At 74.8% G+C, this 18,642-nt stretch carries 18 protein-coding genes; 9 read left to right on the top strand and 9 right to left on the bottom strand.

Going from position 1 to position 18,642, the window contains the following annotated elements; all coding sequences use genetic code 11:
* Positions 1–245: 245 nt before the first annotated feature.
* Positions 246–3,008 carry an ATP-binding protein gene (locus ACQEVB_RS12690; RefSeq protein ID WP_432969430.1) on the bottom strand — a complete coding sequence of 921 codons (2,763 nt, stop codon included), beginning with the start codon at positions 3,006–3,008 and terminating at the stop codon, positions 246–248.
* A 219-nt stretch (positions 3,009–3,227) separates the two neighbouring features.
* On the opposite strand from ACQEVB_RS12690, the gene ACQEVB_RS12685 reads away from it, so the two are divergent.
* From ACQEVB_RS12685 to ACQEVB_RS12675, 3 genes are all read left to right on the top strand, one after another.
* Positions 3,228–4,061, top strand: coding sequence for a hypothetical protein (locus ACQEVB_RS12685; protein ID WP_432969427.1), 834 nt, complete (start codon positions 3,228–3,230; stop codon positions 4,059–4,061).
* Positions 4,058–5,632 carry an HAD family hydrolase gene (locus tag ACQEVB_RS12680; RefSeq protein ID WP_432969424.1) on the top strand — a complete coding sequence of 525 codons (1,575 nt, stop codon included), beginning with the start codon at positions 4,058–4,060 and terminating at the stop codon, positions 5,630–5,632. The genes ACQEVB_RS12685 and ACQEVB_RS12680 overlap by 4 nt, the downstream gene beginning before the upstream one ends.
* 127 nt (positions 5,633–5,759) lie before the next feature.
* Positions 5,760–6,386 (top strand): TetR/AcrR family transcriptional regulator, encoded by a 627-nt coding sequence (locus ACQEVB_RS12675; RefSeq protein WP_432969422.1) that lies wholly within the window; start codon positions 5,760–5,762, stop codon positions 6,384–6,386.
* On the opposite strand, the gene ACQEVB_RS12670 is transcribed toward ACQEVB_RS12675, so the two are convergent.
* Entirely contained in the window at positions 6,370–7,029 is a 660-nt protein-coding gene (locus tag ACQEVB_RS12670) for a TetR/AcrR family transcriptional regulator (protein WP_432969419.1), read from the bottom strand. The genes ACQEVB_RS12675 and ACQEVB_RS12670 overlap by 17 nt on opposite strands.
* Positions 7,030–7,080: 51 nt before the next feature.
* Here ACQEVB_RS12670 and ACQEVB_RS12665 point away from each other — a divergent pair, with 51 nt between their 5' ends.
* Positions 7,081–8,244 (top strand): acyl-CoA dehydrogenase family protein, encoded by a 1,164-nt coding sequence (locus ACQEVB_RS12665; protein ID WP_432969416.1) that lies wholly within the window; start codon positions 7,081–7,083, stop codon positions 8,242–8,244.
* Between the two features lie 13 nt (positions 8,245–8,257).
* Here ACQEVB_RS12665 and ACQEVB_RS12660 read toward each other — a convergent pair whose 3' ends face one another.
* Together ACQEVB_RS12660 and ACQEVB_RS12655 are read right to left on the bottom strand one after the other, a co-directional pair.
* Positions 8,258–9,154, bottom strand: coding sequence for an alpha/beta fold hydrolase (locus tag ACQEVB_RS12660; protein ID WP_432969413.1), 897 nt, complete (start codon positions 9,152–9,154; stop codon positions 8,258–8,260).
* Positions 9,155–9,165: 11 nt separating this feature from the next.
* Positions 9,166–10,056, bottom strand: coding sequence for an AurF N-oxygenase family protein (locus tag ACQEVB_RS12655; protein ID WP_432969410.1), 891 nt, complete (start codon positions 10,054–10,056; stop codon positions 9,166–9,168).
* Between the two features lie 185 nt (positions 10,057–10,241).
* Here ACQEVB_RS12655 and ACQEVB_RS12650 point away from each other — a divergent pair, with 185 nt between their 5' ends.
* Positions 10,242–10,874, top strand: coding sequence for a TetR family transcriptional regulator (locus ACQEVB_RS12650; protein WP_432969407.1), 633 nt, complete (start codon positions 10,242–10,244; stop codon positions 10,872–10,874).
* The gene (locus ACQEVB_RS12645; protein WP_432969404.1) at positions 10,867–11,346 is read left to right on the top strand and encodes a DUF4873 domain-containing protein; all 480 of its coding nucleotides are present in this window, start codon (positions 10,867–10,869) and stop codon (positions 11,344–11,346) included. Before ACQEVB_RS12650 ends, ACQEVB_RS12645 begins: the two co-directional genes overlap by 8 nt.
* A 117-nt stretch (positions 11,347–11,463) precedes the next feature.
* Here ACQEVB_RS12645 and ACQEVB_RS12640 read toward each other — a convergent pair whose 3' ends face one another.
* Entirely contained in the window at positions 11,464–11,694 is a 231-nt protein-coding gene (locus tag ACQEVB_RS12640) for a DUF3107 domain-containing protein (RefSeq protein ID WP_432969401.1), read from the bottom strand.
* Between the two features lie 95 nt (positions 11,695–11,789).
* Complete coding sequence (locus ACQEVB_RS12635; RefSeq protein WP_432969398.1) at positions 11,790–12,452, bottom strand: ferritin-like fold-containing protein; 663 nt, start codon at positions 12,450–12,452, stop codon at positions 11,790–11,792.
* A gap of 328 nt (positions 12,453–12,780) precedes the next feature.
* Between ACQEVB_RS12635 and ACQEVB_RS12630 the strand changes: the two genes are divergently transcribed.
* Genes ACQEVB_RS12630 through ACQEVB_RS12620 form a run of 3 tightly spaced genes read left to right on the top strand, consistent with a single transcriptional unit; the run spans position 12,781 to position 16,566 of the window.
* On the top strand, positions 12,781–14,481 hold the full coding sequence (locus tag ACQEVB_RS12630) for a DEAD/DEAH box helicase (RefSeq protein WP_432969395.1): 1,701 nt from the start codon (positions 12,781–12,783) through the stop codon (positions 14,479–14,481).
* Between the two features lie 14 nt (positions 14,482–14,495).
* Positions 14,496–15,773: an Rv3212 family protein gene (locus ACQEVB_RS12625; protein ID WP_432969392.1), complete on the top strand. Its 1,278-nt coding sequence runs from the start codon at positions 14,496–14,498 to the stop codon at positions 15,771–15,773.
* Positions 15,774–15,792: 19 nt separating this feature from the next.
* Positions 15,793–16,566 carry an oxygenase MpaB family protein gene (locus ACQEVB_RS12620; protein WP_432969389.1) on the top strand — a complete coding sequence of 258 codons (774 nt, stop codon included), beginning with the start codon at positions 15,793–15,795 and terminating at the stop codon, positions 16,564–16,566.
* A 6-nt stretch (positions 16,567–16,572) separates the two neighbouring features.
* Here ACQEVB_RS12620 and ACQEVB_RS12615 read toward each other — a convergent pair whose 3' ends face one another.
* From ACQEVB_RS12615 to ACQEVB_RS12605, 3 genes are all read right to left on the bottom strand, one after another.
* On the bottom strand, positions 16,573–16,839 hold the full coding sequence (locus ACQEVB_RS12615) for a hypothetical protein (RefSeq protein ID WP_432969386.1): 267 nt from the start codon (positions 16,837–16,839) through the stop codon (positions 16,573–16,575).
* Positions 16,836–17,660, bottom strand: a complete 825-nt coding sequence (locus tag ACQEVB_RS12610; RefSeq protein WP_432969382.1) for a RecB family exonuclease — start codon at positions 17,658–17,660, stop codon at positions 16,836–16,838. Before ACQEVB_RS12610 ends, ACQEVB_RS12615 begins: the two co-directional genes overlap by 4 nt.
* Before the next feature lie 84 nt (positions 17,661–17,744).
* Positions 17,745–18,596 carry a PHP domain-containing protein gene (locus ACQEVB_RS12605; protein WP_432980319.1) on the bottom strand — a complete coding sequence of 284 codons (852 nt, stop codon included), beginning with the start codon at positions 18,594–18,596 and terminating at the stop codon, positions 17,745–17,747.
* Positions 18,597–18,642 lie beyond the last annotated feature (46 nt).

The following is an 18,642-nucleotide window of genomic DNA, read 5'->3' as shown; positions in this document are numbered from 1 at the left end:
GGGACCGGTATCACCCGTGGCCGCCGGCCTCCACGGCGGTGCGGAGCCTGGTCATCGCCGTCGTGCTCGTCGGCTCGATGGTGGTGCTCGGCACTCGCCGACGGTGGCCTGCTCAACTCCTGGCGAGGGCCACCAGCTCCGTCACGGACCGCCGAGAGCGCTTCGACGTCGACATCCGTACGCACCGGCCACGATCAGCATGCCGGGAACGGTGCGGCCGCGCGGCCGTCACGGGTTAGGTGCGACTACGTAGGTCCGGTACGCATTTCCGTGCGTACCCAGGACGCGACGTGCGTCCGGTTCGGCAGCCCCAGCTTGACGAGCACGTTCTCGACGTGCTTCTCGGCCGTGCGCTCCGAGATGTGCAGCAGCGCGGCGATCTGCCGGTTGGTCAGGCCCTGCGCGACGTGGCCGGCGACCTCGCTCTCGCGTCGGGTGAGCGGCCCGGTCCGGGTGCGGTCCAGGGTCGCGGCCAGCGCTGCGGCGTCCCGACCCAACGGCGCGAGGTGCAGTGCCGCCGCGGAGTCCACCACGCCGGCGGTGAGCGCCGCGGCCTCGTCGAGATCGGTGGTACGGCGCCGCCGGGCGAGCACCCTGGCCAGCTCGAACCGAGCCTGTGCTGCGCAGGCCGGTGCGCCGACGCGCTCGTTCGCGGCGACGGCCAGGCGGAGCTCGCGCACCGCGGTGTCGAGCCTGCCGGTGGCCGCGGCGGCGATGCCGAGGGAGGTGCGCACGGAGCCGCCGAACAGCTGTGCGCCCGCCCCACCGGTGACGAAGAGATCGGCGTAGGGCTGCAGGGCCGTTGCGGCGGCCGCGAGGTGCTCGGGCGGTCCGAGCTCGGCGGCGACCTCAACCAGGAGCGAGCAGAAGATCAGCAACGACGTGAACGGCCACTCCTCGGGTGGGGCAACGCCGGCGTAGAGGGCGCGGGCGCGGTCCCGATCGCCCAGCCGCAGGCACGCGCCGGCACGGATCGTCCGTGCGAACGCAGGCGCGGAGCGGTCGTAGGCCTCGACGGCCGGCGCGGGCACGAGGTCCGGCTGCCCGGTCAAGCCACTGATGACGATCAACACGGAGAGGGGCACGCCGACGAGCGAGGAGTGCCCCTCGGCGCGGCCCTCGACCAGCTCGATCGCCTGCCGCAACGCGTCGACCGCCTCGTCGAAGCGCCCGCGGGCCATCGCGACGACGGCGACGTTGCGCAGGTGGTGCCAGCGCGCGATCGAGCGCCGACCGCGCTCGGCGAGCACGCCCATCGGCACCAGCTCGGCCTCCGCCTCGTCGAGCCGGCCCAGCATCACCAGCGCGTCGAACCGCCACAGCCGCCCCCACAGCGCGGTGTCGTCGTCGCTGTCGGCCACCCCGATGGCCAGCATGCGATCGCCGAGCTCGAGCCGCTCGTGCACCCCGTCGGGCCGGGACCGCAACATCTGGCGGGCTCGCAGCGCGGACCGCAGGGCCGGCCGGTCCCCGAGTCGTTCGGCCATGGCGAGGGCCTCGGCAGAGCGCCGGTCCGCGTCCTCGCCGCCGAGCCCGGCCTCGATGACGTTGAGGGCGAGCAGGCGGGCCCGCAGCGGGTCGTCGACGGTCGGCAGGCGGGCCAGCGCCTCCGCGGCGAGCCGTCCGCGGCCCCAGCGCCACGCGTCGGCGATGTCCTCGGCCGCGAGCGCGACCTCACCGAGCGCGGCGGCGTCACCTGCCGCGCGGGCGGCGCCGGCAGCGGCCGCCAGCGCGGCCTTGCCGGGGTCGATCGCGCCCCCAGCGATCAGCGCGACCCCCTCGCCGCGCAGCAGCCGGGAGCGGCGCGCCGCGGTGATCGGGGCGCCGGTGCCGTACGCGCGGCGGTAGAGGTGCGCGGCCCGTTCCCACGCGAACTGGTCGAGGGCGTCGTCGGCGGCACGCTCGGCCCATGCGCTCGCCTGTCCGGCGTCCCCCACCGGCAGCGACTCCAGCAGGTGGTGCGCGATCCGGGCGGATCGCCCGGTCGCGTCCGCGCGGCCCGCCAGCCACTGACCGGCCCGGGCGTGGGCGGCCAGCCGATCCGCTGTCGGCACGTCCGAGCGCGCGGCCTCCCGGACCAGGTCGTGGACGAACCCGCGCCCGACGACGATGCCGGCGTCGGTCGCCTCGTCGAGGTCGGCGAGCACGTCCGGCACGGACCGCTCGGTGAGCTGCGCGAGCAGCTCCGGGTCCAGCTCGACGCCGACGGCGGCAGCCGTCGCGACGAGCGCGCGGCACGAGCCGCTCAGCCGGGCGAGCCGGGCCCGAACCGCGTCCACGACGACGTCCGGCAGGCCATCGCCGACGTCGAGCGCACGACCCAGCTCCGCGACGAAGAACGGGTTGCCGCCGCTGCGTCTGCCGATCGCGGCGCTGAGCTCGGCCGGCACGGCCCGTCCCGTCAGGTCGGCGAGCTGGGCGGTCACCTCGGCGCTGCTCAGGCCGCCGAGCCGGATGCGCGTCACGTCCTGCTCGTGGGCCAGCGCGGCCAGTGCCGCCGACAGCTCCGCACGACCGGCCGGTTCGGTGTCCCGGTACGTCGCCACGACCAGCAGGTGCGAGCGACCGATTCCCCGCGCCAGGTGGACGAGCAGCGCGAGCGAGGCCGCGTCGGCCCACTGGAGGTCGTCCAGCACGGCCAGCAGCCCGACGGGGGCAGCGGCCGTCCGCAGGTCCTCGGCGAACGCCTCGAACGCCTCGAACCGGGCCTCGGCCGGCGCGGCCGACGCCGCGCGTCCGGTGAACAGCTCCGGCACCGCCCACCCGATCGAGCGGGCGAGCTGCCGGAACAGCCAGTACGGCGGGCTGCCGGCGTCCTCGCTCGCCCGTCCGTGCCCCATCGGCGTCCCGACGGCCTCGGCGAGCCTGCCCAGCTCCGCGGCCAGCCGGGTCTTGCCGATCCCCGGCTCACCGGCGACCAGCACCAGCCGACCCCGACCGGCGCGGGCGTCGGCGAGCAGCGCGCGCAGGGTCGCCAGCTCGGCGTCCCGTCCGACGAACCCGCCCACACCGCAACGATAGGGCTGATCAAGGGCTGGGGACGCGCGGACCGGAACCCGTCGTACGCGGCCACGGCCTGCCGGGACCCGCAAGGCGCGCTGGGCGCGGACGGGCGGTGACACCACGCGCACGATCGGCCGTCACCCGACCGTGCACGCTATCCATCCGCGCACCTCGCCGTTGTAGATGGCGGGGGTGTGCGCGGCACGGGAGGAGCGGACGGGCCGATGTCCACGGCGGCACGACTGACGGGGTTCGGGGCCGTGCTCGCGCTGGTCTTCGGGGGGTCCTGGGCGCTCGGCACCGAGGCCGTTCCCCCACCGGCGCCGGCGCACACCCACGCCCACACGCCGGTCGACGCAGCACCCGCGCCCGAGACCCCCGCGACCGGGTACCGGATGGTCCTCGACCGCACGGCGGGTCCCGGCGAGCTGGCGTTCACCGTCATCGGGCCGGACGGGCGCGTCGTGCCCGGGTACACGGTCGCACCGAACCGGCCGGTGCAGGTCGTCGTCGTGCGCTCGGACGGCACCGGCTACCAGCACCTGCAGCCGAGGTTCGGCAGCGACGCCGTCTGGCGGGCGCCGCTCGCCCCGGCCGCCCCCGGTCTCTACCGGGCGACGGCCGAGCTCACCCCCGCCGGCGGTCCGGCGCTGCGGCTCGACACCGAGCTCTTCGTGCCCGGACCGGCGGCGCCGGCCGCTGCCACCCCCAGCCGGGTCTGGCAGGCCGGCGACTACCAGGTTCGCCTCGACGGCGACCTGGTGCCCGGCACGGCGTCGCAGGTGTTCGCCACCGTCACCCGCGGCGGCGCTGCCGTCACCGACCTGCAGCCGCTGCCGGGCGGGTTCGGGCAGCTCGTGGCGCTGCGCCTGCCCGATCTCGCGCTCCTGCACGCCCGCAGCGGCCCTGAGCCGGCACCGACCGCCCGCTCGGGGCCCGGCGTCGCGCTCGTCGTGGACGTGCCGACCGCAGGCACCTACCGGCTCTTCTTCGACTTCCGGCACGCCGACGCCGTCCGCACCGCGGAGTTCACCGTGCCCACCAGGGACAGCGGATGACCCTCGCGCCGCCGGCCACCGATCGCGCGGCGGCCGCCGCGGCGCTGGCACTGCCCGTCGTCGCCCTGCCGACGGTGCCGGCGTGGCAGTTCACCCACTGGCAGTGGATCGCGCTGGCGCTCGCCGCACCCGTCGTGACGTGGGGCGCGTGGCCGTTCCACCGCGCCGCGGCCAGGCAGCTGCGACGCGGCACCGCCGGCGTCGACACGCTGGTCTCGATCAGCACGCTCGCCGCGCTGGGCTGGTCCCTGCACGCGCTGCTGTCGGCGAGCTGGCCGCCGTTCCTCGCCGTCGCCGTCGGGGTCACGGTGCTCGCGCTGCTCGGCCGTCGTCTCGGCGAGCGCGGGCCGGCCGACCGGGTCGCCGGCGTGCTCACCGCAGTGGTCCTCGTCGTCGCCGTGGCGACGCTGGGGTTCCGGCTGGGCAGCGGGGACGGGCCGGCCGCCGCCGTCGCGGTGCTGATCGCCGCGGCTCCGGGCGCGCTCGCCGTGGCCGTGCCGGCCGCACTGCTCGCCGGTGCGACGGCGTCGTGGCCGGAGCTGCTGGCGTCCCGCCGCATCGACACGGTCGTGCTGGCCGGGAGCGACACGATCACCACCGGACTGATGTCCCTGGTCGCGGTCCATCCAGTGGACGGCGGCGACCCGGACGAGGCCCTGCGCATCGCCGGCGCGCTCGAGCAGCACTCCACGCATCGCCTCGGCTCGGCGATCGCAGCAGCCGCCTGCGCGACGAACGCCGAGCTGCCGGGTGCGTCCGAGCTCGACGAGCTGCCCGGACTCGGTGTCCGCGGCCTGGTCTCCGAACTGGACGGCGACGTGGTGCGCGCACACGCCGTGCTCGTGGGACGGCCGGCCCTGCTCGCCGCGCACGGAGTCGACCTCCCCGACGAGCTCGTGGCCGCCCAGGACACGGCGCACGCCGAGGGCGCGACGACCGTCGTGGTCGCCTGGGACGGCGTCGCCCGCGCGGTGCTCGCCCTCGCCGACACGGTCCGGCCGAGCAGCACCGCCGCCGTCGCGCGACTACGGGCGCTCCGCATCCGCCCGATCCTCGTGACCAGCGACGACAGCGCCGATGACAGCGCCGACGACAGCGCCGTCGCGGCCCGGCTGGCCGCCGCCGTGGGCATCGACCCCGCCGACGTGGGCGACGTCGAACGGGTCCGCACCCTGCACGCCGAGGGCCGCGTCGTCGCGTCGCTGGGCGCCGGGCCCGGCGTGGCAGAGCTGGAGCTTCCGGGCCCCGACCTCGCCGCCGCCGTCGACACGATCCGGCTCGCCCGCCGCACCACGACGGTGGCGCGCTGGAACCTCTGCTGGGCGGTCGCCGGTACGGCCGCGGCGGTCACCTGCGCGGCCGCGGGCCGGTACGACCCGGTGGCGGCGCTGGTGTGGACGGCGCTACCGCTGCTGCCCATCGCGGCCGCCGGTATGGCGCTGCGGGGATTCCGCGGGCACGGGGACCGCCGGGCCGCAGATCGACCCGGTCGGCCGCGGCGCCGGCTGGATGTCGGTGATCAAGGGCAAAAGGTCGCTCCCCAAGATCGTCCGACGACCTTTTGCCCTTGATCACCGAACGCCGCACCCGCCGCACCGGAGCGACGACACCGCGCTCTCGGGCCGCCCGGCGTTCCCCGATCGTGGCTACCCACGGGTAGTGTTGACGTCCGAAAGTCGACGGCGCGGGGAGGTTCGGGTGGGCGAGGCACCGGCGGTGCAGCGAGGGGCCCGGTTGACCCGTGGGGCGCGACGGGCGCAGCTGCTGCTCGCGGCTCGCGACGTGTTCGCCGCGCAGGGCTACCACGCGGCGGCGATGGACGACATCGCCGAGAAGGCCGGGGTCAGCAAGCCGGTGCTCTACCAGCACTTCCCCGGCAAGCTGGAGCTGTACCAGGCCCTGCTCACCACCTACGCCGACGAGCTGGTGGCGAGCGTGGAGCGCGCGATCACCACGACCACCGACAACCAGAAGCGGGTCGAGGCGGCGGTCGGCGCGTACTTCGACTTCGTCGCGGGCGAGGGCCAGGCCTACCGGCTGGTGTTCGAGTCCGACATGCGCGCCCAGCCCGAGGCGGCCGCCGTCGTCGACGGGGCCCTCAGCCGGTGCATCGACGCCATCGCCGAGGTCGTCACGGTCGACTCCGGCCTGGACACGGCGCGGGCGAAGCTGCTGGCCGTCGGGCTCGTGGGGCTCAGCCAGATCACCGCGCGCTACTGGCTCGACTCGGACCAGGGCGTCCCCCGCGACGAGGCCGTGGCGCTGATGTCCGGCCTGGCCTGGCGCGGGTTGTCGGCACTGCCACTGGTCAGCGAGGAGCGGTAGCCAGCACAGCGGCCGACATCGCCTCGGCCAGGAACTCCCCGTAGCGCTGCGCGGTCCAGCCGCGCGCCAGCACGAGGAGCTCGTAGACCTCGGGCGAGTGATAGGTCCACAAGAGATCCCGCAGCTCGTCGTCACTGCGGTCGGGGCGCGTCCGGCCCGTGGCGACCAGGTCGCGGGTGAACATCGTCATCGCGGCGAACATCTCGCCGCGGATCTGCTCCCAGACCGCGGCGGCGGCCGGGTCGGTGTGCGCCGCGTCCCGCACGAGCAGCTGCACCGGTGCGACGCGGGGCGCCAGCGCGGCCAGGTGCGCGGTGTACATCTCGATCTTCCGCCGGGCGTCGGGCTCGGCGATCACCGCGGCGACGGTGTCGCGGTCCGCCATCGGCACGGCCTCGTCGTCGCCCGCGACCGCGACGTCGAAGACGGTCTTGAGCAGCGATGCCTTGTTGGCGAACGCCTTGTAGACGGCCTGCACCGACACGCCGGCAGCACGAGCGACGTCGGGCATCGCCGTGCCTGCGTAGCCCTTCTCGAGGAAGAGGTCGCGGGCCGCGGCGAGCATCCGGGCACGGGTCTCGCCGGCCTGTGCCTGCCGCCGGGACGCGTCGTACCTCCTCGGCGTCTTGACCGGGTCGCTCATTCCGTAGATACTCCTCTATTGAATAGAGGCTCATCTACCGGAAGGTGGACCATGTTCACCGATCTCGCCCCTCTCGACGCCGCCCGCACCCTCGCCTCCCCCTTCTCGGCCCGCGCCCGGGAGGCCGAGCGCGCCTGCACGATGCCCGCCGACCTCGTCGCGGACGTGCGCCGCGCCGGGCTGTTCAATCTCACCACCCCCCGGATCCTCGGCGGCCTCGAACTGCCGCCGCAGCAGACCGTAGAGGTGATCGAGGAGGTCAGCCGCGCCGACGGATCCGCAGGCTGGACCATCCTCATCGGCAACGCCACCGGCTTCCTCGCGTGGCTCGACCCGCACGTCGCCGCCCAGCTGCTCGCCGCCCGGACCGACACGGTCGCGGCAGGGGTGTTCGCGCCGATGGGCCGGTTCACCGACACCGCGCCCGGCACCTTCCGCCTCGACGGGCGCTGGGGGTTCGCGAGCGGCAGCCCGCACGCCGACTGGTTCTGGGGCGGCGGCTTCGTCCTCGACGGGCCCGGCCCGCGGATCGTGCCGGGGCACGGCCCGGACTGGCGCCTGGGCATCGTGCCCACGTCGGCCGTCACGATCGTCGAGACGTGGGACTGCGCCGGCCTGCGCGGCACCGGCAGCCACGACGTCGTCGTCGACGCCGTGCCCGTGCCGCACGAGCACACGATCGCGCCCTTCCGTGAACCGGCGCGGCACGACGGGCCGCTGTGGCGGCTGCCGTTCTTCACCTTCGTCGGCACGCAGATGGTGGGCTTCCCGCTGGGCGTCGCCCGCCGGGCGCTGGACGAGCTGACGGCGATCGCCACCGCGAAGGCGCGGCCGCCGAGCCCGCTGCCCATCGGGCACGACGGCGACGTCCAGATCGCCATCACCCGCGCCGAGGCCGCCCTGCAGTCGGCCCGTGCGCTCGTCGTCGACGCGCTGGGCGGGGTGTGGGAGAGCGCGCTCGCCGGCAACGTCCCGGACGTGCACCGCCGCGCCCGGTTCCTGCTCGCGACGCAGAACGCGATGCGCACCGCCGTCGAGGTCGTGACGGCCGCCGTCGGGCTGGGCGGCACGGCCGGCATGCACGCCGACCACCCGCTGCAGCGGTGCCTGCGCGACATCCACGCCGCCGACCAGCACATCTACTTCTCGCAGGCCGCGAGCAAGCGCTACGCGATGACGCGGCTGGGCATCGAGCAGGACACGTCGTGGTTCTGATCGTGGGCGGCGCCTACGCCGTCGCGCGCATCCCGCCGGTCGCGCCGTGCACCAGCGCTCCGATCCGCCCGACCACCTCGGGCACCCGCTCCACCGGGAGCATGTGGCCCGCGCCGGGGAGCACCGCCAGCTCGGCCGACGGCAGCGCGTCGTGGATGCGTCGCGACGCCGCCACCGGGGTGAGCCGGTCCTTCGTGCCCACGAGCACCGCGGTCGGGATCTCGGCGAACGTGGCCAGCGCGGCGTCGCGCTCGTGCGCGTTCAGGGTGGGTCGGAAGCCGGCGACGGTCGCGGGACGGCACGCGGCCACCGTCTCCACGGTGATGCGGCGCGCCTCCGCCGTCGGGCGCTCGCCCAGCAGCAACCACGAGAGCGCGGGGCTCAGCAGCCGCGCGTTGCCCAGCCGTTCGCCGGCCTTCCAGCGCGCCGAACCGTAGAGGGCCCGCTCGCCGCCCTGGAAGATCGCCGCGGCCCACGGCGGCAGCCCCAGCGTCGCGGCGGCCAGCCCGCCCGCCGCGGTCGAGACCAGCGCGATGCCGTGCACCCGGTCGAACACCTCCGGATGCCGCTCGGCCATCGCCATCAGCGTCATGCCGCCCATGGAGTGCCCGGCCAGCACGAGCGGCCCGGCGGGGGCGGTGACGGCGATGACCTCGGCGAGATCGTCGGCCAGCTGCTCGATCGTCATCGTCGTCGGGTCGACGACGGCTGAGCGCCCGTGGCCGCGGTGGTCGGGCCGCACCACCCGAACCGGAGCGCGCCCGCCGCGCAGCGACCGCGCCACCGGGCCCCACGTGCGGCCGTCGAGCGTCCAGCCGTGCGCGAGCACCACCGTGACCGGCGCCGTCACCGGACCGTCGATCTCGACGTTCAGGGGCGCGCCGTCGGCGCCCGGGACCGTGACTCCCACCAGTTCCTCCTTCAGACCAGGTGCGCCTGGCGCCAGAACGCCTCGGTGGGGCCACCGACGAGTCCCTGCTCGCGCAGGAACGGCACCAGCTTGCGGGCCGACCAGCGCAGCGTCTCCTGGAACTGCGGGTTCGCGAGTGCCGCCCGGCGGCCCTGCGCGGGATCGAGGCCCACCGACGCGTAGACGTCGCGGTGGATCAGGTTGCGCGCGACCACGTACGCGATGCGCGCGGTGAGGTAGCGGGCGAGCTGCCGCTCGGCGAACCCGACCCGCGGCATGATCCGGACCAGCTCCTCGCGGGCGTACCGGACGTGCCGCGCCTCCTCGGTGACGTGCACCTTGTTGACCATGCGGGTGAGCGGCTGGACCGTCTCGTCGCGCATCGCCTCGCGCTGCAGCTGGTCGAGGATCTCCTCGACGAACAGCGTGCCGGCGAACATCGCGGGCCCGTAGCCGATCGTCTTGAACAGCCTGCCCAGCTCGTGGGTGATCCGGCGCGGCTTGTAGTCGGGCGCGCCGAGGCGGGCGTTGAGCCTGCCGAACATCACCGAGTGCCGGCACTCGTCGGCGATCTCGGTGAGCGCGTACTGGATGTGGCTGCTGCGCGGATCGCGGTCGTACGCGTAGCGCAGCAGCATCTGCATCAGGATCATCTCGAACCAGAGGCCGATCCGGGCCACGCTGCACAGCTCGTGCAGCGACAGCGTGCGGCGCTGCTCGTCGGTCAGCCCGGCCCACAGATCGGTGCCGTAGAGCGAGACCCGATGCTCTGGGATGCCCCACAGGCCGTCGACCAGCGGTGCGTCCCAGTCGATGTCGATGTTCGGCTCGTACGAGTGCTCGAGGGAGGAGCGGAGCAGCCGCTCCGCGGTGGCCTCCCGACCCTGCACGCCTGCGTCCATCGGACGGCTCCCCGTTGATTGTAACCGCCGGTAACATCTACTCGAGAGCTACGGTCCCGCGAAGCGCTAGCTGTGTCAAGCACTTGCTGTAACCATCGGTAACTGTTACGACTGACGGGGTGCCTCCTACCGACGGAACCGCGCCGCGTGCCCGCGAGGACCGCAGAGCCGAACGACGGGCCGAGATGGTCCAGGCCGCGATGCAGGCGGTCCGCCGGCACGGACCCGGCGTGTCCGTCGCGGAGATCGCCGCCGAGGCCGGCATCACCAAGCCCGTCCTCTACCGGCACTTCACCGATCGCGCCGACCTCCAGCACGCCGTCGGCCGCGAAGCCGCCGCGCTGCTCATGGCCCGCATCGCGCCCGCCCTCGCCGAGAACGGGCCGGAAGCCGCCACCGCGGACCCGCGCCAGCTGATCTCCGGTCTCGTCGACGCGTTCCTGGCGAGCATCGAGGACGAGCCGGAGCTGTGGCGCTTCGTCGTGCACCCCACGCTGGAACGCGCGAGCACCGGCGCCGTGGTCGACGACGCCCGCGAGCAGATCGCGCGCATGCTGGCCACGCTGATCGGCGGCCGGCTGCGCCAGCTCAAGCTCGACTCCGGGGGCGCGGAGGCGTGGGCGCAGGGCCTCGTCGGGATGGTGCAGAGCGCCGGTGACTGGTGGCTGGAGCGGCGCACCATGAGCCGCAGCGCCCTCACCGAGTACCTCACCACGCTGATCTGGGGCGGGATGTCGGCCGTCCTCGGCCCGCAGGCGAACGCCCCCGCGGTGCCCCTGCGCGTCGTCGGGAACGGCACCGACGACACCCGTGGCTGAGGACGGCTGGTCCGGTCCCGCCACGCTCGTCGTCGACGGGCGGGAGATCGCCGTGCATGCCCTGCTCGACGCCCGCCACGAACCCGTCGACGGGCGGCTGCACTGGTTCGGACGGCTCCGACCTGACGGCGGTGACATCCCCACCGCGGACGGCCCCGTCGAGCTGCGCACAAAGGAGGGCAGCGCGCAGGGGCGGCTGGGCGAGGCGGACCCGTGGGGCCGCCACCGGATCACCGGCGTCGGCGCGCCGCCCTACCGGTGGGCCCTGGTCGGCGGGAGCGCGCTAGAAGTCCCGGTTGTCCTGGCTGGATCCAGCGACACCGCCGGAACCGGCGCCCGTCCAATCGTTGCTGCTGGTGATGCGGACGCTGCCGGTCTCGTCGGAGGACGAGTCGGCAACGGCGATCGCAGTGAGCCCGGACACGAGGAGCGTCCCGGCAACAGCAGCGAGAGCAGCGGCCCGGACGGATGAGGTGACCACGTTCATGAGGATCTCCAAGGCAGACTCAGAGCTGACCACCTCATGGTCGTCGATCGGCGGGGAGCCACAAGCCTTTCGACGTCCGTCGAACTCGGGCAGCGCGGCTGACTACCCGATCGCGAAACCGACCTTGCGCGCCTCCTCGGGCGCGATCTCGACGTAGGCGATGCGCTCGCCGCGGACCACGAACTTGCGGCCCTTCTCGTCGGTGAGCCGCAGCAGCCCGTCCCCGCCGCCGGCGATGGCCTCGTCGACGAGCTTCGCGACCTCCTCCGGGGTCTGGTCGCTGGACACCAGGAGCTCGCGCGCGCTCTCCGCGATGCCGATCTTGACCTCCACCGGGAACCTCCAGGTCGTGACGTGCGGGCGATCCGTCGTACGCGGCCAGGCTAGTCGACCGCAGGGGGTGCGGGTGTCCGCCCTCGGTGAACCGCTCAGCCGATGCCGAGCTTGACCATCCGCTTGCCGTGGTTGGACTGGAGCCGCTTGATCAGGGCGGCGATGCCGGAGATGTCGCCGGAGCCGGAGACGATCAGATCGGCGAGCCCGTCGCGCTCGGCCACGATGTGCTGGGCCTGGGTGACGGCCTCACCGAGGAGGCGGCGGCCCCACAGCGCGAGGCGGTCGTGCACGCGCCGGTCGGCCTCGCACGCGGCCCGCACCTCGCGCTCGGCGAACGCGCCGTGCCCGGTGTCGGCCAGCACCTGCTGCACGAGCTGCCCGGTCGCCCCGGGCAGCCAGCCGGCGATCTCGGAGTAGAAGTCGGCGGCCAGCCCGTCGCCGAGGTAGACCTTGACCAGCGACTCCAGCCAGCTGCGCGGCGCGGTCGAGGCGTGGTAGGCGTCGATCGCCGCGATGAACGGCGACATCGCCTCCTCGACGTCGACGCCCTGCTCGGCCAGCCGCGTCTGGATGAGCGCGAAGTGGCCCATCTCGGCGGCGGCCATCGCGGAGAGCGCCACCCGGCCGCTCAGCGTCGGGGCGAGTCGGGCGTCCTCGGAGAGCCGGTCGAACGCCGACAACTCCCCGTAGGCCAGCACCCCGAGCAGATCGACGGATGCCGAGCCGGCCTCGCCGTTGCCGGCATCGGTCCCCATGACGAGCACCCTATCGTCGCCGCCGCGGCGCACGCGCGGACCAGCAGGTACGACACAGATCACGACCCGCCGGAGGGCGCTGCGGTGTCGCTGCCGCCGCGCTACGGCTATCATGCTGATCAGCGCAGTGCCTCACCGGGCGCGCGCCCTACCCGCGGCCACTCGGAGCCGGGCTCCAGCCGCAACGACATTGTGCGTGCAGCGCCTCGCTGGTTCTCCCCCGTACGGACGTGCGGCGGTTCGCAGAACCTGCACCGGTATCTGTGCGCGGAGAGAGGCGATCATCCTGTCCGTCCAGAACGAGAACTCAACAGAAGAGCACGAATCGGTGGCGTCGATCCCCGCGTTGGACGCCGTCGAGGAGGGCACCGAGGAGGCGCACCCGCTCGCCGGCGACGCCCCGGTCAAGCCCGACTCCCCCACCTTCGCAGAGCTGGGTGTCCGCCCCGAGATCGTGCAGGCGCTGGCCGAGGCCGGCATCGTGCGCACGTTCGCCATCCAGGAACTGACGCTGCCGCTGGCACTGGCCGGCGAGGACGTCATCGGTCAGGCCCGTACGGGCATGGGCAAGACCCTCGGGTTCGGCGTGCCGCTGCTGCAGCGCGTCGTGCCGCCGGCCGAGCAGCCGGCCGCCACCGCGGAGGGCGAGACCGCCGACCGCACCAAGGACGTGCCGCAGGCACTGGTCGTGGTGCCCACCCGTGAGCTGTGCGTCCAGGTCGCCAAGGACCTGTCCGACGCCGGCAAGCACCTCGGCATCCGCGTCACCGCGATCTACGGCGGGCGCGCGTACGAGCCGCAGCTGGCCGCCCTGCGCAAGGGCGTCGACGTGGTCGTCGGCACGCCCGGGCGGCTGCTGGACCTCGCCGAGCAGCGCCACCTGGTGCTCGGCCGCGTCAAGGCCCTCGTCCTCGACGAGGCCGACGAGATGCTCGACCTGGGCTTCCTGCCCGACGTCGAGCGCATCATGCGGATGCTGCCCGACCAGCGTCACACGATGCTGTTCTCGGCCACGATGCCGGGCCCGATCATCCAGCTGTCGCGCACGTTCCTGACGCGGCCGACGCACATCCGCGCGGAGGAGGCCGACCAGGGCTCCATCCACGAGCGCACCACGCAGTTCGTCTACCGCGCGCACGCGATGGACAAGGTCGAGCTGCTCACCCGCGTGCTGCAGGCCGACGGCCGCGGCCTCACGATGATCTTCGCGCGCACCAAGCGCACCGTGCAGCGGGTGGCCGACGACCTCGCCGACCGCGGGTTCGCCGCCGCCGCCGTGCACGGTGACCTGGGCCAGGGCGCCCGCGAGCAGGCGCTGCGCGCGTTCCGCTCCGGCAAGGTCGACGTGCTCGTCGCCACCGACGTGGCCGCCCGCGGCATCGACGTCGAGGGCGTCACCCACGTCGTCAACTACCAGTGCCCGGAGGACGCCAAGACCTACGTGCACCGCATCGGCCGCACCGGTCGAGCGGGCCGCACCGGCGTCGCGGTCACGCTCGTCGACTGGGACGAGATCTCCCGCTGGAAGCTGATCAGCGACGAGCTGGGGCTGGGCATCGACGAGCCCGTCGAGACCTACTCCACCTCGGACCACCTGTTCAGCGACCTGGGCATCCCGACCAACGCGGGTGGGCGGCTGCCGCACTCCAAGCGCACCCGCGCCGGTCTCGACGCCGAGTACGTCGACACCGAGGGCGACCACGGTGGCCGCTCCAAGCCGCGCAACCGCCGTGACGGTGGGCGGCGCCGCGAGGACGAGGTCGTCGTGCCGCGGCGCACCCGCCGCCCGCGCACCCGCACCCGTGGCGGGGTCACGGCCGAGGGCGACGCCGCTCCGGCGGAGACGACGGCCGAGTCCGTCGCGCCGACCACCGGTCCTGCGGCCGACACCGCCGCCGACGCGTCCGGCGAGGACGGCCCGCGCCGCCGTCGGCGCCGGGGTGGGCGCCGCCGCAGCGGTCGCACCGCAGGCGAGTCGCAGTCGGTCGACGAGAGCGCGGAGCTCGGCACCGACGCCGCTGCGAGCTGACCATCACCGGGCCGGTGGCGACCCAGCAGGCCACCCGGCCGCGCCGGCCGGCACCTGAGCGCCGCACCCGTGGCGACCTGATCGCGGGTGCGGTCCTCGGCGTGCTGGTGCTGGCCGGTGCCGTCGTGTTCGGCGCGACGAGCGACGCGGCCCGTACGACGTCGGAGCCGGCAGCGGCACCGATCGTGGCGCCGCCACCGGCGACGGGCGTGCCGGCGGCGTTCACGGAGGCCTGGCGGGCGCCCAGCCGCGCCACGCGCAGCCCGCTGGTCGCGGGCAACGCGATCGTCACCGCCGACGGCAGCACCGTCAGCGGCCACACCGCCGCCGACGGCGGCACGGCGTGGACCTACGAACGGGTGGAGCCGCTGTGCACCGCCGGCGCCGGGTTCGGTGCGAGCGCCGACTCCGAGCGGGTGCTCGCGCTCTACCGCAACGGCGAGTGGTGCAGCGAGCTCACCGCGCTCCGCCCCGACACCGGCACCCGCGCGGCCGCCCGCAACCCCGATCTGCGCGGCGACACCGCGCTGATCGACAACGGCACCCTGGTCGCCGGCACCGGGGCGCTGACCATCGAGGTCATGCGCAGCGACCTGGTCCGCACCCTCGAGTACGGCTACCTGGACGCGCCGATCAACGGCGGCTCGCAGCCGCGCCCGCAGTGCCTGCACGCCAGCACCCTGCTCGGCGTCGACCGGCTGGCCGTGATCGAGCGCTGCCCCGGCGACGCGACCGACCGCCTCAGCGTCATCGACCCGGACGACACCAAGGACGGCAAACCCGTCGAGCGCTTCTCGAAGACGCTGCCCGCCAGCGGCACCGGGCTCGTCGCGATCAGCGGCACCCGGGTCGCGGTCGTCGTGCCGGACCCGGCCCGCATCGTCGTGTTCGACGAGCAGGGCAACGAGACCGGCAGCTTCCCCGTCACGATGACCGACGCGGCGCTCGCCGCCGCGGCCGACCCGCCCGCCGGGGTGCCCGCCACCGGCGCCGACGCCCGCCAGGTGTCGTGGTGGACGGGCTCGTCGACGGTGCTGCTGGACCCGGAGTCGCTCACTCCGCTGGCCACCGTCGACGGCACCCTCGGGCCCGGCGTCACGTACGGCGACGCCACCCTCGTGCCCGTCCCGGACGGGCTCGCGGTGCTCGGGCGCAGCGGCACCGGACCCGTCGTGCGCACCATCCCGGTCGCGCGCGCCGACCGCGCCGCGCCGGTGCGGCTGGCCACCCAGGGTGCGGTGCTGGCCGAACAGCGAGGCGCGGAGGTCGTCGCGCTCGTCCCGGCCCGCTGAGAGCTGGCACCCTGGAGGGGTGACAGTCGGCTACTTCGCCCCGCACAGCCCCACCCGCGTGGTGATCGGCGACCCGGCGGCGCTCGTCGGCGGGATCAGCGCGCTCTACCTGCAGGCCCTGCACCCGCGGGCGATGGCGGGCGTGCTGGAGCACTCCAGCTTCCCCGACGACTTCTGGCCGCGGCTGCAGCGCACCATCGCCTACGTCACCACGCTGGCGTTCGCCGACACCGCGACCGCCGACGAGGCGGTGGCGCGGGTGCGCCGCATCCACGCGCACGTGCGCGGCGTCGACCCCGTCACCGGCTCGGCGTACTCGGCCGACGACCCCGAGCTGCTGCGCTGGGTGCACGTCTGCGAGGTCAGCTCGTTCGTCGGCGCGGTGCACCGCATCGGCGTCGTCGACGACGCGCAGGCCGACGCGTTCCTCGCCGAGCAGGTGCGGGCCGCCGAGCTGCTCGGCGCCACCGACGTGCCGGCGAGCCGCGCCGAGGTGGCCGCGTACTTCGCGCAGGTGCGACCGGAGCTGGTGGCGAGCCCGGCGGCGAAGCAGGCGGTGCGCAGGCTGCTGGTGCCGCCGATGCCGTGGAAGGTGGCGTGGCTGACGCCTGCCCGGCCGGCGTGGGCGGCGTTGTCGAGCGTCGCGATCGGGCTGCTGCCGGAGTGGGCCCGCCGGCTCTACGGCCTGCCCGTCCTCCCCGGGGCGGACGCGATGACCACGGCCGGGCTGTGGTCCGTGCGTACGGCGCTGATGGGCGCCCGCCAGGTCACGGGGCGCCACCCGCCCGGCTGACCGTCCTCAGGCGATCCAGGCGACGACGAGCACGAGGACGGTCACCACGACCACCGCGAGCGCGGCGACGGCGGCCCGCCCGCCCGCGTTCCGGTCGGCGTAGCGCTGCGCCGCCACTGCCACGACCGCGGCGACGAGGTGTCCGAGCACCCGCACCGGCCCCGGCCCGGGCGCCCCCTCGGCGGCCGCCAATGCCCACGCCACACCGAGCGCCAGCACCAGCGCGACCAGGCCGCCGGCCAGCAGCCCGGTGAACCCGCGCAGCACCCTCACGACGCCAGCAACGACCAGGCCGGCCGCTCCGGTGCGGCTGCCCGGCCCTCCGGGCAGTTGCGGCGCATGTCGCACGAGCCGCAGCGCGGGCCCGTCGACGGCGGGAAGAGGGCTTCGGGATCGCCGCCCGCGGCCAGTTCGTCGGCGGCGCCGGCGAGCCGGCCGGCCGTCTCCTCCGCCGCGGCGACGTGCTCGGCGAGCGACGCCCGGTCGTGCTTCCACGCCGCCACCGTGCCCGTGGGCAGGTGGTGCAGCTCGACCTGGCGGCAGGTGCGGCGCAGGGTGCGCTCTGTGGCGATGGCGTAGAGCGCGAGCGCCGTCGAGTCGCGGGCGTCCTCCGGCGTGGGGAGCCGACCCGTCTTGTAGTCGACGATGACGTGCTCGCCGCCGCGCCGGTCGATGCGGTCGACGCGGCCCTCGGCGACGATGCGGTCCGTCGCCACGGTGACCCACTGCTCGAGCCCGGCGATCTCCAGGTCGGGCGGCAGCTCGGCGGCGTAGTCGGCGACCCAGCCGCGGGCCCGTTCCCGGTAGTCGGCGGCCTGGGCGGCGTCGCGGAAGCCCTCGCTCGACCAGTTGGCGTCCACTAGCGCCGCCGCCCGCGCCGGGGTGCGGCCGGCGGGGGGCAGGTCCAGCAGCGCGCGCAGCGCCAGGTGCACGACCGCGCCGAGCGTGGCGTGCGCCCAGGCACCGCCGCGGGGCGGCGCCGGCTTGTCGAGGTAGGTCAGGCGGTAGCGGCGCCGGCAGTCGGCCCAGACGGCCAGCCGCGCCGGGGTGACCCGGACCAGCCGCGGGGTGTCGAAGTCGAGCCCGAGCTGCACGCGCCCAACGTAGCCCACCCGTCGAGAACGACGTTGTGGTGATCAAATGGGCCTGTTGATCACCACAACGTCGTTCTCGACGCGTCAGGCGTGGAGGACCGGGACCCCGGTGGCCTGGGCGACGAGCTTCTCCAGCGACTCCGGATCGGTGGTCTCCGCGGCGAGCGGGGTGACCTTGTTGGTGCCGTGGTAGTCGCTCGACCCGGTGGTGACGAGGCCGTGCTCGCCGGCGAGCCGGCGCAGCAGCTCGCGGTCCTCCGGGCTGTGGTCGGGGTGGTCCACCTCGACGCCGGTCAGCCCGGCGGCGGCCAGCTCCACGATCCGCGACGGCTCGACGACCCGGCCGCGCTTGCGCGCCAGTGCGTGCGCGAACACGGTGACCCCGCCGGCTGCGGTGATCATCTCGATCGCCGTCTCGACGGGCGTGTCCGCCTTGGGCACCCAGTACGGGCTGCCGCTGTAGAGCAGCTTCGCGAACGCCTCCGTCACCGACTCCACCACACCGGCGGCGACCAGCGCCCTCGCCAGGTGCGGGCGGCCGGCGCTCGCCCCGGCCGGCACCAGTGCCATCACGCCGTCGACGTCGACGGGGTACCCGTCGGCGGCCATCCGCTCGGTGATGCGCCGCAGCCGTGTGCCGCGCTCGTCGCGCAGCCGCGCCTGCTCGGCCCGGACGGCGGGGTGCTGCGGGTCGAAGAGGTAGCCCAGCAGGTGCACCGCGACCGGACGGTCACCGCGCCCCGTCGCCGAGACGCAGGAGAACTCCGAGCCGCGCACCAGCGACATGCCCGGCCGCAGGGCGTCTGCTGCCTCCGCCCATCCGGCCGTGGTGTCGTGGTCGGTGATCGCCAGCACCTCGACGCCCGCGGCGTGCGCCGCCGCGACCAGCCCTGCCGGGCGGTCGGTGCCGTCGGACGCGGTGCTGTGGGTGTGCATGTCGATGCGCGGTGCGGCCACGGCCCAGGCTAGCTCGTGCGGTGTG

Origin of the sequence: Pseudonocardia sp. CA-107938 (genome assembly GCF_050936315.1) — a bacterium.
GTDB lineage: Bacteria > Actinomycetota > Actinomycetes > Mycobacteriales > Pseudonocardiaceae > Pseudonocardia.
The sequence above is the reverse complement of the archived record's forward strand: the minus strand, read 5'-3'. Positions and strand labels throughout refer to the sequence as shown.

What these genes read in the sequence shown, in the direction of transcription:
- ACQEVB_RS12685 (WP_432969427.1), top strand. Translation starts at nt 3,228, where the DNA reads ATGTCCACGGCGGCACGACTGACGGGGTTCGGGGCCGTGCTCGCGCTG.
- ACQEVB_RS12680 (WP_432969424.1), top strand. Translation starts at nt 4,058, where the DNA reads ATGACCCTCGCGCCGCCGGCCACCGATCGCGCGGCGGCCGCCGCGGCG.
- ACQEVB_RS12670 (WP_432969419.1), bottom strand. Translation starts at nt 7,029, where the DNA reads ATGAGCGACCCGGTCAAGACGCCGAGGAGGTACGACGCGTCCCGGCGG.
- ACQEVB_RS12665 (WP_432969416.1), top strand. Translation starts at nt 7,081, where the DNA reads ATGTTCACCGATCTCGCCCCTCTCGACGCCGCCCGCACCCTCGCCTCC.
- ACQEVB_RS12655 (WP_432969410.1), bottom strand. Translation starts at nt 10,056, where the DNA reads ATGGACGCAGGCGTGCAGGGTCGGGAGGCCACCGCGGAGCGGCTGCTC.
- ACQEVB_RS12650 (WP_432969407.1), top strand. Translation starts at nt 10,242, where the DNA reads ATGGTCCAGGCCGCGATGCAGGCGGTCCGCCGGCACGGACCCGGCGTG.
- ACQEVB_RS12635 (WP_432969398.1), bottom strand. Translation starts at nt 12,452, where the DNA reads ATGGGGACCGATGCCGGCAACGGCGAGGCCGGCTCGGCATCCGTCGAT.
- ACQEVB_RS12605 (WP_432980319.1), bottom strand. Translation starts at nt 18,596, where the DNA reads ATGCACACCCACAGCACCGCGTCCGACGGCACCGACCGCCCGGCAGGG.